The organism is Mucilaginibacter glaciei (assembly GCF_014773245.1).
Lineage (GTDB): Bacteria > Bacteroidota > Bacteroidia > Sphingobacteriales > Sphingobacteriaceae > Mucilaginibacter > Mucilaginibacter glaciei.
The window spans coordinates 61,228-77,442 of the sequence record NZ_JACWMX010000004.1 but is presented as its reverse complement, the minus strand read 5'-3'; the positions used below and the strand labels follow the sequence as shown (position 1 = coordinate 77,442).

General features: G+C 44.3%; 8 protein-coding genes. 3 read left to right on the top strand and 5 right to left on the bottom strand.

All coding sequences use genetic code 11. The annotated features are described in order from the left end of the window. Nucleotides 1–5: 5 nt before the first annotated feature. Nucleotides 6–1,328, bottom strand: a complete 1,323-nt coding sequence (locus IDJ76_RS10245; protein WP_191163229.1) for a UDP-N-acetylmuramoyl-tripeptide--D-alanyl-D-alanine ligase — start codon at nt 1,326–1,328, stop codon at nt 6–8. 33 nt (nt 1,329–1,361) lie between these two features. After that, nucleotides 1,362–3,518 carry a DNA helicase RecQ gene (gene recQ, locus IDJ76_RS10240; RefSeq protein WP_191163228.1) on the bottom strand — a complete coding sequence of 719 codons (2,157 nt, stop codon included), beginning with the start codon at nt 3,516–3,518 and terminating at the stop codon, nt 1,362–1,364. Between the two features lie 301 nt (nt 3,519–3,819). Here recQ and IDJ76_RS10235 point away from each other — a divergent pair, with 301 nt between their 5' ends. Beyond that, nucleotides 3,820–6,321 (top strand): M14 metallopeptidase family protein, encoded by a 2,502-nt coding sequence (locus IDJ76_RS10235; protein ID WP_191163227.1) that lies wholly within the window; start codon nt 3,820–3,822, stop codon nt 6,319–6,321. 137 nt (nt 6,322–6,458) lie between these two features. On the opposite strand, the gene IDJ76_RS10230 is transcribed toward IDJ76_RS10235, so the two are convergent. From IDJ76_RS10230 to IDJ76_RS10220, 3 genes are all read right to left on the bottom strand, one after another. Then, nucleotides 6,459–8,921 carry an outer membrane beta-barrel family protein gene (locus IDJ76_RS10230; protein WP_191163226.1) on the bottom strand — a complete coding sequence of 821 codons (2,463 nt, stop codon included), beginning with the start codon at nt 8,919–8,921 and terminating at the stop codon, nt 6,459–6,461. Nucleotides 8,922–9,271: 350 nt separating this feature from the next. Beyond that, nucleotides 9,272–10,963, bottom strand: coding sequence for a PspC domain-containing protein (locus IDJ76_RS10225; RefSeq protein WP_191163225.1), 1,692 nt, complete (start codon nt 10,961–10,963; stop codon nt 9,272–9,274). A 23-nt stretch (nt 10,964–10,986) separates the two neighbouring features. Beyond that, nucleotides 10,987–11,322, bottom strand: coding sequence for a PadR family transcriptional regulator (locus tag IDJ76_RS10220; RefSeq protein ID WP_191163224.1), 336 nt, complete (start codon nt 11,320–11,322; stop codon nt 10,987–10,989). A gap of 185 nt (nt 11,323–11,507) precedes the next feature. Between IDJ76_RS10220 and IDJ76_RS10215 the strand changes: the two genes are divergently transcribed. Beyond that, nucleotides 11,508–14,726 (top strand): SusC/RagA family TonB-linked outer membrane protein, encoded by a 3,219-nt coding sequence (locus IDJ76_RS10215; protein ID WP_191163223.1) that lies wholly within the window; start codon nt 11,508–11,510, stop codon nt 14,724–14,726. A gap of 13 nt (nt 14,727–14,739) precedes the next feature. Further along, nucleotides 14,740–16,215 (top strand): SusD/RagB family nutrient-binding outer membrane lipoprotein, encoded by a 1,476-nt coding sequence (locus tag IDJ76_RS10210; RefSeq protein WP_191163222.1) that lies wholly within the window; start codon nt 14,740–14,742, stop codon nt 16,213–16,215.

Genomic DNA, 16,215 nt, shown 5'->3' with positions numbered 1-16,215 from the left:
AAGTTTCAAAATAATTCAACCAACCGTTCCAACGCCATACCGCGCGAACCTTTGATTAACACCGTGGCGTTTGTGACGCGGTCTGTTTTTAACCCGGTAATGGCATCTTCTGCGGATAGATAAAAGGTGGTGTTGATCAAATTGGTATTAGCCACTTCGGTTTGCTGGCTGGCAAATTCCTTACCAATGAATATACATTCATTTACCTGTGCAGCTAAGGCCTTCTCAATCACGGCGGTATGTTCAATCGCGGCATCGTCACCCATTTCAAACATGTCACCCAGTATCAATATTTTGCGATCAGCCTGTAGTTTGTCCATATTATCGATAGCTACAAACATGCTGCTGGGGTTGGCGTTGTAAAAATCGCAAATGAGCGTATTGGTGGCCGTTTGCATAATTTGCGAGCGGCTGTTTTTGGGTTGATAACTTTCGACGCCGCTGTTAATCTCTTCAGAATTTAGACCGAAAAAGCAACCGATGCTTATAGCAGCCAATATATTATGCAGATTATATATTCCTGTTAAGTTCGTTTTTATGTTTTGTCTTGCCTTGTTTTTCCATCCCCACCATAAAGAGAGATAAGGAGCGTTGCTCGTAAGGTCGCCATAAACGTAATTAATATCTTCCCTTACACCGTAATCATAAGCGCCCAAGCCCCTCTCCTGTTGCATTTTAATTAAATCGGGACTGTCAGTATTTATGAATAGGACGCCTTTGGTCTGTGCTAAATAATCATACAATTCGCCTTTGCCTTTTTTAACCCCCTCTACACCGCCGAAACCTTCTAAATGTGCCTTACCCACATTGGTAATCAAACCGTGGCTGGGCTGCGCAATGCTGCAAAGCAGTTCAATTTCTTTCTGATGATTGGCCCCCATCTCTATTACCGCCATTTGATGCGTGTTATTGATAGACAGGATCGTTAAGGGCACGCCAATGTGGTTATTCAGGTTGCCCTGTGTGGCCAGCGTCTTAAACCGCTGCGATAACACTGCGTTAATCAGTTCCTTGGTGGTGGTTTTTCCGTTAGAACCTGTAAGGCCAATAACCGGGATGGTTAATTTACTGCGGTGATAACGTGCAAGATCTTGCAGCGCTGTCAGCACATCATCAACCAGCAAAAATTTATCGCCGGTAGCAAATTCAGGATTATCTATCACCGCATAGAATGCGCCCGCTTCTACCGCTTTTTGTGCAAAGGTATTGGCGTCGAACTTATCGCCCTTTAATGCAAAGAACAGGCTCCCCACGGCTATCTTACGGGTATCCGTACTGATAACAGGGTGCTGCAGGTATAGCTGGTAAAGTTGTTCGGTAGTGGTCATGGTGTAAACTTAAGGCTTTAAATATAATAGCTTTTAGCTTTCAATATTAACTTTCTGTTTGTAATTCATCCAGGCAATTACGGCTTTAATTTCGCCGTAGCTGTAATTCTCTCCTAAAATTTCTTTCAGAGGCGATAAGCGCTCACTGCCGTAGCTTTCAACAGCGTCCTTAATTGCAGGGATCTTTTCTTTCACCACAAATTCAGATACATCCAGTTCGCCGGTTTCTACAAAATTACTCAAGTGGCCCTCGATAGTAGTGGGCGACAGGCCCCTTTCCTGCGCAATCTGGGCAACCGTTTTACCGGCTTTGTAGAGGCTATAGGTAACACCGGAGGTATCTGAGGTACGCGCCGTTTTTTTCGTGGTGGTAGTTCGTTTTTTAGACTTTTGACTAATTTTAGATGCCAGCCCGTTTTGTGTGCTGTAACCGTTAATGGTTTTTAAGAACTCGCGCCCGTACCGGGCCAGTTTAACATCACCAAAACCCGAGATCAGCCTCAACTCATCCATGTTTTGCGGCAGGTAAGTGGCTATCTCCAAAAGGGTAGCATCCGATAAGATGATGTAAGCAGGCAGATTTTCGCCAACGGCGATATCTTGTCGTTGCTTGCGTAAAAGGTCCATCAAACCGGCATCAAAAGCCAGTTCCTGCTGATCTTTTTCTTCTACAGATTGTGAAGCGATTAGTTCAACCTTTTCTAAACCTTTTAAAACCGCTTCGCTTTTACTGGTTAATTTGAGGGCCGAATAACCATCGTCGCTTAATTTTAAATAACCCAAAGCCATCAGCTCGCGGATGTAGCGCATCCAGTCGGCGCGGCTTACTTCTGCCCCGGCACCGTAAGTTTTAAGCAGTTTGTGTTCGCCCCAGATCTTTTCGCGTTTAGACCCGCGCAGAAAATCGATCACATAGGCACTGCCGAAACGTTCTCTTAAGCGTGATACTGCCGATAAAGCCTTTTGTGCGATAAGTGTACCGTCGAATTTCACAAACTCGCTCAGGCAGTAATCGCATGATCCGCAATTATCAGGGAAGGGCTCGTCGAAATAGTGCATCAGGTATTGGCGGCGGCAGGCATGCAACTGGCAATAATCTACCATATCGTCCAGCTTTTTCAGCATAATGGCACTTTGCTCTGCATTATTCTCTACCATAGCAAAGCCTTTCAGTTTCATGGCGTCGCCGGGCGAGTAGAGCAGCAGGGCATCGCTTGCCAGGCCATCCCGGCCTGCACGACCGGTTTCCTGGTAGTAACCCTCAATGTTTTTGGGCAGGTCGACATGCACTACATAGCGCACGTTTGATTTATTGATCCCCATACCGAAAGCGATGGTGGCCACCATGATCTTCACATCATCTTTCAAAAAGGCTTCCTGGTTGCGGGCCTTTACCTCATTGCTCAAACCTGCGTGGTATGCTTCGGCAGCGTAACCGGCATCTTTCAGGTCATCGGCCAGGGCTTCTGTCGATTTGCGCGACAGGCAGTAGATGATACCCGAATCGTCTTTGCGGTCTTTCAAAAAATGAAGCAGCTGTTCAAAGCTTTTCTTTTTGGGATGCACCCGGTACGTAATATTCTCACGGTTAAAGGAAGAAATGAAAACTGCCGGTTCTTGCAGATTCAATTTCTCTAAAATGTCCTTCTGCGTCAGTTTATCGGCAGTAGCTGTAAGCGCGATGACCGGCACACCGGGGAATTGTGTTTTTAACCCGGCCAGCATCAGGTACTCGGGCCTGAAATCGTGCCCCCATTGCGAGATGCAGTGCGCCTCGTCAATCGCTATCTGCACAATGTTGAGGGTGCGTAAAAAGGTCATCAGCCTGTCGTCCTTACCCAAAAGGCGCTCGGGGGCAATGTAAAGCAAACGCAACTGGTTGTTTTGTAATTGAAGGGCAATGTCCTTTTGCTCCTCGGGATTTTGGCTCGAATTTAAAAAGGCCGCCGGGATGCCGCTCAGGTTCAGGCTGTCTACCTGGTCCTTCATCAAAGCGATCAATGGCGAGATCACCACAGTTAAACCGTTCAGCAGCACAGCCGGCAACTGGTAACATAATGATTTACCGCCGCCTGTTGGCATCAGCACCATTACATCTTTCTTATCCAACACCCGCTGGATAATGGCTTCCTGCGTGTGCCTGAAATTACTGTAACCGAAATATTTTTGGAGTGCCTGTAGTGGTGTCATGGATAGGTGTGCAAATTACAAATAATGAAGAAATGAGTTGCGCGTTAAGGCAACTATTTGATATCAGCAATAACACAATTTTTGTGTAAACCCACTGTTTTTGCAAGTAACTGATTGTCATTTGTTTAAATGATTTTTCTTCAAAAACATGTAAACCTTTGTAAACCCAAAATGCACTTTTAACAGCGTACGCAGCTATGTTATCCGCATGTCCACGCTTTCAAAAATCTATTCCGGGTCAACGCATGCATCCAAAAAAAATCTGCATATTAGCCTTTGATACCCGCTAACCTCTTATTCAATGATAAAAAAGCTACTTGCCGTTTTTCTTATATCACTTTTTGTTTCGACAGGCTTTGCGCAAAGCATCCAGTCGCCCGAGCAGTTTTTGGGCTATAAATTGGGCGAGCAATACACCCCGCACCACCGCATTGTTGATTATTTTAAATATATAGCCGGTGCAGCCCGGAACACCAAACTACAGCAATTTGGTACTACCAATGAAGGCAGGCCACTGTTGGCAATGTTCATCGGATCTGACGAGAACATTGGCCGTTTAGAAGAGATCCGCCATAATAACATGCGCCTGGCAGGTATGGAAAGCGGCGCGCCGTTAGCCAACGCACCTGAAATTACGTGGTTAAGCTATAACGTTCATGGTAACGAACCGGCATCGAGCGAGGCCGCGATGTGGGTGTTGTTTGATTTAGTCGACCCGGCTAACACCCGTACCAAAGCCTGGTTAAAGAACACGCTGGTTGTGATAGACCCCTGTTTGAACCCCGACGGCCGCGACCGCTACGTTAACTTTTACAACTCGGTTAAAGGATTAACACCCGATCTATACCTGGCATCGCGCGAGCATGCCGAACCCTGGCCGGGTGGCCGCGTAAACCACTATTACTTTGACCTGAACCGCGACTGGGCATGGCAATCACAAAAAGAAACGCAGGCACGTGTTGGCCTTTTTAATCAATGGCTGCCGCAGATCCATGTAGATTTTCACGAGCAGGGCATTAACGCGCCCTACTATTTTGCACCTGCTGCCGAGCCTTACCATAAAGACATTACACAATGGCAGCGCGATTTCCAGGTGACCATTGGTAAAAACAACGCGAAAGACTTTGACAAGAACGGTTGGATGTATTTTACCAAGCAGGAGTTTGACCTGTTGTATCCATCATACGGTGATACCTATCCGCTGTATAATGGGTCTATAGGCATGACCTATGAGCAGGGCGGTATCAGCGGTGGGTTGGCAGTGGTAACCCGCAACGGCGATACTTTAACCTTGGTGCAACGGGTAGCACACCACCACTCTACCGGCATCAGCACTATTGAAACGGCTTCTGAGAATGCGGAAAAGCTAAAAACCGAGTTCAAAAAGTTTTATGATAACAGCCGTACCAACCCGCCAGGCGAATACAAAACTTACGTGATCAAAAACGACAATAACGAGAAAACCGATATGCTGGCAAAAATGCTGGGCCGTAATGGTATCCAATACGGATTTGGTTTAGCTAACAAATCGGTAACGGGCTATAATTACTTTAATGGGAAGACAGAAGCATATAACGTAGGCCCGAATGACCTGGTGATCAACGCCTACCAGCCAAAATCGGTATTACTGCATGTACTGATGGAGCCCAAAACCTTCATTCCCGATTCTGCCACATACGATATTACCGCCTGGGCCTTGCCCTATGCCTATGGGTTAAAGGCTTATGGTTTAAAAGAGTCATTGAAACCGGCTAACAGCAGTTGGAGCATCGTTAAGCCACAGCCATTAGCCAGCAGCCACGCTTATGCCTATGTATCGGCGTGGCAATCTGTTGCCGATGTGCGCTTTTTAGCGGCGCTATTAAAAAAGGGTATTAAGGTACGCTATACTGATAAGCCATTTGAAGCTGGCGGTAAAAAGTTCACGGCCGGGTCGTTAGTAATTGCGCGCACCAGCAACGACCGTACAGATTTTGACCAGACAGTAATCCAAACGGCGAATGAATTGGGGCACGAGTTGATGCCGCTCTCATCAGGCTTTGTTGATAAGGGCAACGATATTGGTTCGGATGCTATCCACCTGATTAAACAACCGCGTGTATTGTTGGTTGCCGGTGATGGTGTTAATTCCGAAGCGATGGGCGAGGTGTGGCACTTGTTTGAGCAGCAATTGAAATATCCGGTTACGCTGGTGCGCTATCAGGATTTGGGCCGGGCAAAAATGTCCGACTTTGATGTGGCTATCTTCCCTGACGGGCGCTACCTGGATTTCCCTTCAGAGAAACTGCAAAGCTGGATCCGTGATGGAGGCAGGCTTATCGCTATTGATAATGCAGTAGCTTTGTTAGCCGATAAAAAAACCTCATTCCTAAAACGTAAAGAGGATAAGGACAAAAAGGACGATGCCAAGGACAAATCATTCACCGTTAAAAAATACGGCGACCGTGACCGCGAGGCAATCTCTGGCACCATACCCGGCGCAATATTTAAGCTAAGTATCGATAATACGCACCCTTTAGCCTTCGGCCTGCCCGATTATTATTACTCGCTTAAAATGAATGATGATATCTATGAGCTTTTGGGCGACGACGACTGGAATGTGGGTACAGTCAAAAAAGACAGTTATGTATCAGGTTTTGCCGGGTACAAATCCAAACAAAAAATAGCCAACGGCATGTTGCTCGGTGTACAGAACATGGGCCGCGGCCAGGTTGTTTATTTAACTGACGACCCGCTGTTCCGCAGTTTTTGGGAAAATGGCAAGTTGCTGTTTAGCAACGCGGTATTTATGGTAGGGCAGTAGTGAAAAATAAGCAAGACTTTTAGAGGCAGGATTTAAGACTACATTTGTAAAAAGAAAAGCCCGGCAAGTGCCTGGCTTTTCTTTTGTTGTAGTTTTTTCTTGTTCTTACGTCTTAAAGTCTCGACTCTCCTCAAAAATTATCCTCCGCTCTTCACCCGGCCCTTTTCATCGTCAGAGCCGGTTTGGTGCTGGCGCATTTTTATTTTGCTGTTCCCAAAGTTGTAAGTGACGGTTAGGCGGCCCAGTCGGGTTTCGTTCTTTTGGCGGATATCCAGGTTTACACTTTGGAAACGCGTACTTAGGTTGTTACGGCGGGTATTAAAAATGTCTGTTACCGCAAATTTTACGTTTAATTTCTTGTTCAGGAACGAGTGGCTTACCCCGGCATCTACAGAATACTGCTCTCTTAACTTAAAGATACTGTACGTTTGCGGCGACTGGTAATTGGCACTCACTTCTGCCTTATAGCCTTTACCAAACAAAAAGGTTTGTGTGGTACGGATGTTAAAGGCAGCCTGGCCGTTATTTAATGTACTGCCCAAAAGCGAATCAGATTTAAAGCTGTTGTAAAAGCCATTGATATTAACATTACCCGTCCACCATTTAGCTATCGTATAAGGCGAGTTAATATTGATATTATAAGAGTCTTGTGTTTGCAAATTTACACGCGTTTGGTAGGTTGCCTTTGTTAAGGTATCGGTTAGCAGTACTTCGGCACTCACATCGGTGGTGCGGCTATAGCCTAAAGTTACGTTGATGGTTTTATTATAGGTGTAGCTTAATTCGTAAGAGTTGGTGTATTGCGGTTTCAGGAAGGGGTTACCCTGCTCATAAGTATACTGGTCCAGGTAAAAGCGGAAAGGGTTAAGGTTGTCATAGTTCGGCCGGTCTATCCGGCGGCTGTAGCTCACGCCAATCTCATGCTTATCAGACAAAGTATGGTTGATAAATAAGCTCGGGAAGAAATCAAGATAACTGCGGATTACTATCTGGTTTTGTGTGATCAGGTTACCGTTAGATGTGGTTTGCTCGGCGCGTAAGCCTGCTTGTATAGACGTGCTTTTGTAAGTTTTGCCCAAGTTAATGTATCCCGCGCTTACCTTTTCATCATATATAAAACGGTTAGTGCGGGTAGGATCATTAACAAATATGCTGCCGCTGTTAATTTGCGCCTGCAAATCGTTATCCGTTTTAACAGAACTAAACTTAACGCCGGTTTCCAGCTTAAGCGATTTAGATAGCGGGAGCGTATAATCTGCCTTTTGGGTATAGATCGTAATGTCTGACGGGGTTTGGTTACGCAGGAACAATGCAGGCATTAAACTGCTGCCATCCGGGCGGTAAAAGTAAGTATCGTATTTGGCGTTAGAGTTGTTTTTAAACTTAGAGTAATCCAGGTCGATGCTTAATTCCTGGCCGGCTGTGTCTATCTGCCATTTATCGTTCAAATTCAAGGCTATGTTGCGGTAGGTTTGCAGCATATCTGTAAAGGTTTTTTGGTAGGAATCGTTCGCCGCCGGGGTTTTACCTAAATAGGTGGTACTTATATTATTATTGTATTCGTTGGTGTAATCGCCGTTTACTACAAAGCCCAGCGTATTGCTCTTAGATGTATTGTAATCTGCACCCACACGGTAATTGTTGTAATGTACCGTGTTTAGCATTTTGGTGTTCTGTTTAAAATATGTGCTGCTGCCGGCGCTATCTATAACCCGGTCAATATCGATGTTGTTCTCACGGGTCTGGTCGCCGCGGCTCAGGGTACCAAATATGTTTAGGTTGCCTTGCTTATGGTTTAAGGTGAGGCTGGTGTTATCCCTGAAGTTTTTACCATAAGCAGCGTTGGCGGTTAAGCTGCCATTGGTGCCGCTCATTTTATTCTTTTTAAGCTTGATATTGATGATACCGGAATTGCCCGATGCATCATACTTAGCAGATGGGTTGGTAATGATCTCGATAGATTGGATAGTCGACCCGTCGGTAGATTTCAGCATGGTAGCTAGTTGCGAAGCCGACATGTAGGTAAGCTTATCATTGATCATTACGGTAACACCCTGTTTCCCTTTCAGGCTGATGTTGTCGTCTTTATCGATAGTTACACCCGGCGCGCGCTCCAGAATTTCCATGGCCGAGTTTCCTGCCGCCAAAACGCTGTTCTCTATGTTCATTACCGTACGGTCAAGCTTGCGTTCTATCAGCGGTTTTGATGAGGTGATGGTAACTGTTTGCAGGGTACGGCTACCGGCTGCCATTTTTATAACGGGTACAAGCACATTAGTTTGTGTGCCTGTTACCTCAAAGGTAGGGCTGCAGCTTTTAACGTAACCCATATTGGTGGCGGCAATAATATAGGTACCAGCAGCAATATGGTCTAAAGTATATTTACCCGCATCATTACTTAAAGTACCTTTAACTACCGATGAGTCTTTTGCCCGGAGTAAAGTAACGGTGGCATAATCAAGCGGTTTGCCTTGTTCTGTTTGCAGCGAGCCGGTTACTATAGTGTTGCCGGTTTTTGGCGCTTGTGCATATGTTGATACTGTAATTAAGGTTAACAGTAGTAATAAGAGTTGATATGTTTTTGTGATAAGTGTGTTCATGATAAAAAGTTTAGGCAATAGGAATCCCGGGAAGGTTACCCTTCAATTTTTTAAAAACCGGTAAATTGTGTTTAGTAATAGCGGTATTAAGCGCCCGGTGAATGTTTAGATAGAAATGAATTTACGCATAAGCAGATAGTTTAGATGAAGTGCCTTTTAATGCTGCAGGCAACCCTTTTGTTATTTATAAGATGCGTAAAGGGTGGCAAAGGTTACAGATAAATTTAAATTTTTATATGGAAGGGGTGCTATTTGGGCAGTATTTTCCCTGCTGATGCGATGGTTGCAAACAGGTAATATAAACCTGCTGAAATACAGCAGGTTTATATAATTTGATATGTGGTTTAAGTTTAGTTGCGTTTGATAATCCTTTTAATAACAGTATCTACAAGCACAGTATCTGTTACATTAGTTTTGTTAGCGAGCGGTGGTAATACAAGGGTATCTACCTTACATTGCAAGCCGTTATCGGTCATGATGAATGTTGCGGATGATGCGTCGTCCTTTTTATTGATGCTTTTGCAATCCCGTACACTTACATCCCTTACAAAACGTTCTACATGATCGTCAACAACCACTTTGTAGTTCATGGGTACTTTAAGGATCAGGCGCAATTCCTGAGCACGCCATAAGCGGTTTTCAGGTTTCTCTAACCGGCGGTTAAACTTCAGGATGTTGCCGGTCTGTACAAACTGATAGGTTGTGCCGCGGGCGTTAAGCAAAGCGTCCTCGTAATCAGAGCCACGCGCACTGAACGACTCGACCAATACAGGCTGTGAAACGTCACTCTTCTCCACATAAATTTCTATGTTCTTATCAGGCATATCCTGATTATTGTCCTCGTCATCGTCTAAAATAACTTTTCCGTTAAAATCTTCGGTTACCTTCAGGCGGATGCTATCCTCGCGGGTCAGATATTTAATATCGTTAAGCTTCAGGTAATAAGTACTGTCGGCAGCAGGTTTTAAATTGATGGTTTGGCTAAAGCTTGCGCCGGTTTTAAAGTCGGCACTGGTTTTGGCCGTGTAATAGATAACCACACAAAGCGCAACTACCCAAACCATTAGCATTGCCGTGCCCGCTGAGCGGTTCATGACGTTACCTTTAAATACGTAACCGATAATTGCGAGTATAATGGCCAGCAAAGGCAATATGAGCATTAACATGGCGCACACAATAAATATGTTGTTAACCTGGTGGTTCACAATGTTAAAAGGGAATATGTGATACACGCCCATATTTTGGTTGCCATACACAAACGCGGTGATAACAGTAATAACAAGCGCGATTATCCCTGCAAAGCAAGCTACCAATATCGCAAGGGCAATGATCTTGAAAAAAACTTTACCAGCTCCACCCAAAAACTTACCCAGGTGACCAAAAAAGTCCCCTGCAAAATCTCGGGTTTTGTAAATGAGTGGCCTCGCCTCGTGGCTAAAATCGGTAAGTTTACCGTGTACGCTATTCAACTCTTCTTCAAAGTTGTTTTTAAAACCCTGTAAATTTAACTTTTCGCCCTTCATGGCCATCCGGTCGGCACGGCTAACTGCTTTAGGCACAACTATCCACAAGATCACATATAGTATAAAGCCCGATCCGCCGATTGCAACAAAAAACGCGAACAGAAGCCTTACCCAAACCGGGCTGAAATCAAAATAACTGGCAATGCCTGAGCACACACCTGCAATCAGGTGGTCATCCGGGTCGCGAAATAGTCTGCGGCTTTCGGTGCCGTAGCTAAAAGGCGGTTCAGTAGCCGGCCTTGCGCCATCCTCTTCTTGTTCAAAATCTTTTACTGAGCCCATTTGCTCTACAACAGCTTTTACATCCTGCTCTATAATTACCTGCTTGCCGTCGTGTAGCAACATTTCGGTAAACATTTCGGCAATGCGGTTCTCAATATCCGTGGTTATTTCCAGGCTATCGGCCGAGTTCATGAAGTGGCGTTTCACTTCGGTCATATAAGCTTTAAGTATCTCGTAGGCGTCTTCTTCTATGTGGAAGATGATGCCGTTCATATTTATGATGATGGTTTTATTCATGATGATGGTGGTTTTTAGGTAGATTAATTTTTTCTGTCGCCGATGGCGGTTTGTACGGCAAATGACAGTTCGTTCCAGGTGCCGTCCAATTGTTCTAAAACTTTGCGCCCTTCGTCGCTGAGTACATAATATTTACGTGGCGGCCCGGAAGTAGACTCTACCCAATTATAGGCCAGCAGTCCATTATTCTTTAACCGGGTTAAGAGCGGGTATAATGTACCCTCAACAACAAGTAAGCGGGCCTTCTTCAGTTCGGCAATTATATCTGAAGCGTAGATCTCCCCCTTAGCTATAACAGAAAGGATGCAATACTCCAGTATGCCTTTCCTCATTTGGGTTTGTGTGTTTTCGACAATCATAATACAAAGATATATGTTTTGGAATGTATTATGCAATACATAGTACTATATTTTTTAAATTATTTATGATTAATGAAATATTTTCAATGAAATGCATATTTTTTTCACAAATCATTTGATTTAATGATAACGGAACATTACTTTTATGATTAATTAACTATTAACTGATCTTATTATTAACAAACATGAAAAAACTTCTACTAGTAAGTTTGTGTTTCCTGGTGTTATGCATAACACAGGTATCTGCACAAAGTCGTACAGTTACCGGAACGGTACTGGCCAGTGATGACGGCCTGCCTATCCCCGGTGCAACTGTCAAGGTAAAAGGTACCACCATTGGTACCCAAACAAACTCTTCAGGTAAATTTACCATTGCCGTATCGCCAAGCCAAACACTTTCAGTGTCATTTGTTGGCTACACCACACAAGATGTAAGTGCTGGCGGCAGTGTAATTAATGTAACCCTGCAAGCGTCAAGAAGAGAGCTTGGCGAGGTTACCGTTACAGGCGCGTTAGGTGTAAAGCGCCAGGCTAAAGAATTAGGTTATGCGGCTACTAACGTTTCCGCTAAACAATTAACCGAGGCTCACCCTACCAACTTTACAAATGGTTTAACTGCAAAAGCACCGGGTTTGGTTGTAAGTACTGTTAACAACGGTATCAACCCAGACACTCGTTTTACTTTGCGTGGTAACCGCCACATTGTTGGTAACAACTTTGCATTGGTAGTATTAAACGGTACGCCGATATCTCCTAATGAGGTTTCGACAATTAACCCGGATGATATTGAAAGCGTAAACATTTTGAACGGTGCGGGTGCAGCAGCGCTTTATGGTTCTGAAGCATCTAACGGTGCATTGGTTATCACAACCAAGCGCGGTAGCTCAACCGGTACTCCTCAAATCACTTATTCAAACACTTACCAGTTAGAGAAAATCTCTTACATGCCGGCTTTGCAAAGCAAGTTTGGTGGTTACGGTGGCGAGGGTGCTCCTTTTCAGGATCCGGTTACAGGTTTCATCACTACTACTGCTCCTTTCGAGAATCAGTCTTACGGTCCTGCTTATGACGGTCACTTGCAACAATTAGGTATCCCGTTGCAAGATGGTACTATTCAGTCTTACCCTTACCAGTCTCCAAGCGGACAAAGCTACGCCCGTCGTTTCTTCGAAACAGGCCACAGCGATCAGCACAGTCTTAGCTATTCTTCCGGCGATGCTGCTAACTCTTTCAATTTAACAGCGTTTCGTTTAGACCAAACAGGTGTTGTTCCTAAAGACAAGTTTAACAAAACACAATTACGTGTTTCGGGTACTAAAACTGCCGGTATTTTCAGAGCTGATGCAACTGCCAGCTTCTCACAAAACAACACGGATACTTATGGTAACTATGGTGACATCTTATCTACCATTTACAATACACCATCATGGGTGCCATTAACTAACTTTAAAGATCCTACCCAGCCATTTGCTGATCCAAGCACTTACTTCAACTCTTATGGTATCAACCCATACTGGAGTATCAACAACTCGAGGTTAAAAAGACGTTCTGATGTAATGAATGGAAGTATTTCAGGTACGTTAACACCAACCAAATGGATGGATGCAACTTACCGCTTAAGCTACAATGGTGGTTCATACCAGTCACAAAATACCCGTGCGCAAATTAACTACTCGGCTTACGCATTAAGCGATCCAACAGGTGGTTACAGCACTGTAGGTGCTTCTTACGGTACTGCTGTAAACCCGGGTACTGTATCTAACTACTCAGGCTTTGGTGATGGTTCTGCAAACATCGGTTACGGTGGCCCTCAAGGTTACAACCGTATCCAGCAAGACGCGTTAGTAAACTTCCACCACTCATTTGTTGGTGATAAGTTGAAAGCTAACTTATTGGTAGGTAACACTATCTGGCAAGAATATGCAAATGTGGTAACTAACGGATCAAACAACTTGCTGATCGCTGATTATTACAACGTTAACGCCATATTAGGTGTAGTTAATGCTGGTCAGGATACACGTAAGATCCGCCAGGTCGCTTACTTTGCCGACCTTACCTTAAACTGGAAAGATTGGGCGTTCTTAGAAGGAACTATCCGTAACGACCACGATTCAAGGCTTTCTGCTGCTAACCGTTCCATTTACTACCCTTCAGTAAAAGGTTCATTAGTATTATCAGATGCAATCCAGGCTTTAAAAGGCAATAACACCATCAGCTACTTAAAATTAAGAGGTGGTTACAGCCAGGTAGGTGATGTGAACGTTGATCCATACAGTTTGATAAGCACATTTAACGCTACGGGTGGTTTCCCTTATGGTAACTTAGGTGGTTTAAGCCAAAGCACAACCTTAAATAACCCTAATCTTAAGCCCGAGTTAACCAGTGAGGTTGAGGTAGGTGCCGATTTAGGTTTCTTAAATGGCCGCATTAACTTAGCCGCTACTTATTACAATACGCACACTAAAAACCAAACCTTACCGGTAAGTGTGTCGCCTACTACAGGTTACTCAAATACTATCCTGAATATTGGTGAAACCCAAAATACCGGTTACGAGTTTAAGTTAGACGTTGTGGCCGTACAAAAAACGCCTACAGGTGTTGGTGTTAACTTGAGCGGTAACTTCTCTATCCAAAATTCAAAAGTATTATCATTATTTGGCGATACCAAACAACTTACGATAGGTGGTTATACCATAGCTACTACAAAAGCAGCTGTTGGCTTACCTTACAGCGCGCTTTATGTGAATGACATTATGCGTGACGATCAAGGCCGCGCAATTGTTAATGCTACAACAGGTTACCCTATTGCAAACCCTAACCAGGTTTACGCAGGCCAAACTACTCCTAAATACATTTTAGGTTTAACACAAACCATCAGCTATAAATTCATTACTTTGAATGTAACTGAAGAGTACCGTGCCGGTAACGTTATCTTTAGCCAGAGCTTACAAGCTGCTACAGCTGCGGGTGTATCTGCATTCTCTACGTCTTCAGATCGTCAGCGTTTTATCTTCCCTAACTCTGTTATCAACACAGGTACTACTGCAAACCCTGTTTACACACCAAATACTACGGTAAGTGTTCAGGATGGTGCATTGAATTTCTGGGATGCTGGTGCCTTCTATTCTTCAGGCGCTGCTTACGTATCAAGCGGTGCATTCTGGAAAATACGTGAAGCAAGTTTAGCTTTCGACCTTACCAGGTTCATCAAAAGAACAGGTTTCGTAAAAAGAGCGTCTTTCTCTCTTAACGGCCGTAACTTATTTATGTGGAGACCTAAAACTAACAACTGGGTTGATCCTGAGTTTGCTAACAGTTCAAGCAATGGTGATCTTGGTGTTAACAGCACTAACCAAATACCTCCAACCCGTATATTTGGTGGTAACATAACTATTACATTTTAATTAATATAAAACGATGAAAAAGTTTTTATCTATATTAACTGCAGCGCTTGTCCTAACGGCGAGTAGTTGTAAAAAAGATTACCTGGAGTTAAATAAAAACCCCAACGCGCCCAGCGTTACCACACCACAGCTTGCTTTAGCGGGAGCGTTAAAAACATCTGCCGATATTGTTAACGGTGGCGGTTATGTACAGTATGCGAGTTGGATGGGTTACTTAAGCTGGAGCACAAGTTTCCAGGCTAACGTTGCCTTGTTATCTTACCAGATCCAACCAACTACTTATGACATCTGGACACCGCTTTACCAAAACATCACTAACTATGATGCTTTGCGTAAATCAACAACAGAACCATACTTCCAGGCAATTTCTGAGATCATGACGGTATTTAGTTACCAGGCTTTGGTTGATAACTACAATAACGTAGCTTACACCGATGCTACAAAAGGTACTGCAGTATTAAACCCGAAGTATGACAAAGGTTCTGATGTTTATGATGCTATTTTGAAACGTTTGGATGCTGCTATTGTACAGATCCAAACCGGGCAAAAAGCAGCCATTGTACCAACATCACCAGGTTCATCAGATGTTATGTATGGCGGTGATATGAACAAATGGTTAAAATTTGCTAATACGCTTAAATTACGTATCGCATTACGCCAGAGTAATGTGGCTGCTAAAACAGCCGCCCTTAAAGCTGCTGTTGCTGCTACACAGGCGTTGGGTTACATCGATAACAATAGCCCGGCTTATGTAAACCCGGGTTACCTGAACAGTGATGCATTTGGTGGTCAGCAAAGCCCGCTTTGGAGAAACTATGGTACTACCCAAAATGGTGGTGTACAAACCAACAGGAACCAGTACCAGGCAAACTCTTATGGTGCTACCAAGCTTACTGCAAATGGCGACACCCGCGGCCCTAAAGTTTACACAACTACAGGTGCCAACGTGATTACTGCAACTGCTTTAGGTGTTACCACACCACCGGCTGTCGCCCCAAGTAAAGTGGGTACCGGTTTATTGTCATCGCCAACGCAAAGCGCTATTGTAATTTCTCCTTCAGAGTCTTACTTTTTGCAGGCAGAAGGCGTTAAGAGTGGTTATATAACCGCAAGCACGCTTACTGCACAGCAGGCTTACAATGCAGGTGTTACTGCATCGTTTACCTACCTGGGTGTAGCTGCCGATGCTGCTAATTACCTTACTTTGAATCCTTACCCGGTAGCGGGTAGCGATGCTGTACAACAGCAGGCTATCATTAACGAAAAATGGAAAGCGTTAGCTGTTTACGGTGCGTTTGAAGCATTTAACGAGTTCCGCAGAACAGGTTACCCTAACGATATCCCGTTGTCGGTATTCCCTGGTGCTAACCCGCCAAACCAGGTTACACGTATCCCTTACCCTCAGGTTGAGTACACAACCAATCCTGGACCAGTAGCTGGAGAAGGTACGATATCTGTGTTTACCTCTAAAATATTTTGGGCTAAATAA

Bases quoted from the DNA above. Each gene is read 5' to 3' on its own strand.
- IDJ76_RS10245 (WP_191163229.1), bottom strand. From the start codon at position 1,328: ATGACCACTACCGAACAACTTTACCAGCTATACCTGCAGCACCCTGTT.
- recQ (WP_191163228.1), bottom strand. From the start codon at position 3,518: ATGACACCACTACAGGCACTCCAAAAATATTTCGGTTACAGTAATTTC.
- IDJ76_RS10235 (WP_191163227.1), top strand. From the start codon at position 3,820: ATGATAAAAAAGCTACTTGCCGTTTTTCTTATATCACTTTTTGTTTCG.
- IDJ76_RS10230 (WP_191163226.1), bottom strand. From the start codon at position 8,921: ATGAACACACTTATCACAAAAACATATCAACTCTTATTACTACTGTTA.
- IDJ76_RS10225 (WP_191163225.1), bottom strand. From the start codon at position 10,963: ATGAATAAAACCATCATCATAAATATGAACGGCATCATCTTCCACATA.
- IDJ76_RS10220 (WP_191163224.1), bottom strand. From the start codon at position 11,322: ATGATTGTCGAAAACACACAAACCCAAATGAGGAAAGGCATACTGGAG.
- IDJ76_RS10215 (WP_191163223.1), top strand. From the start codon at position 11,508: ATGAAAAAACTTCTACTAGTAAGTTTGTGTTTCCTGGTGTTATGCATA.
- IDJ76_RS10210 (WP_191163222.1), top strand. From the start codon at position 14,740: ATGAAAAAGTTTTTATCTATATTAACTGCAGCGCTTGTCCTAACGGCG.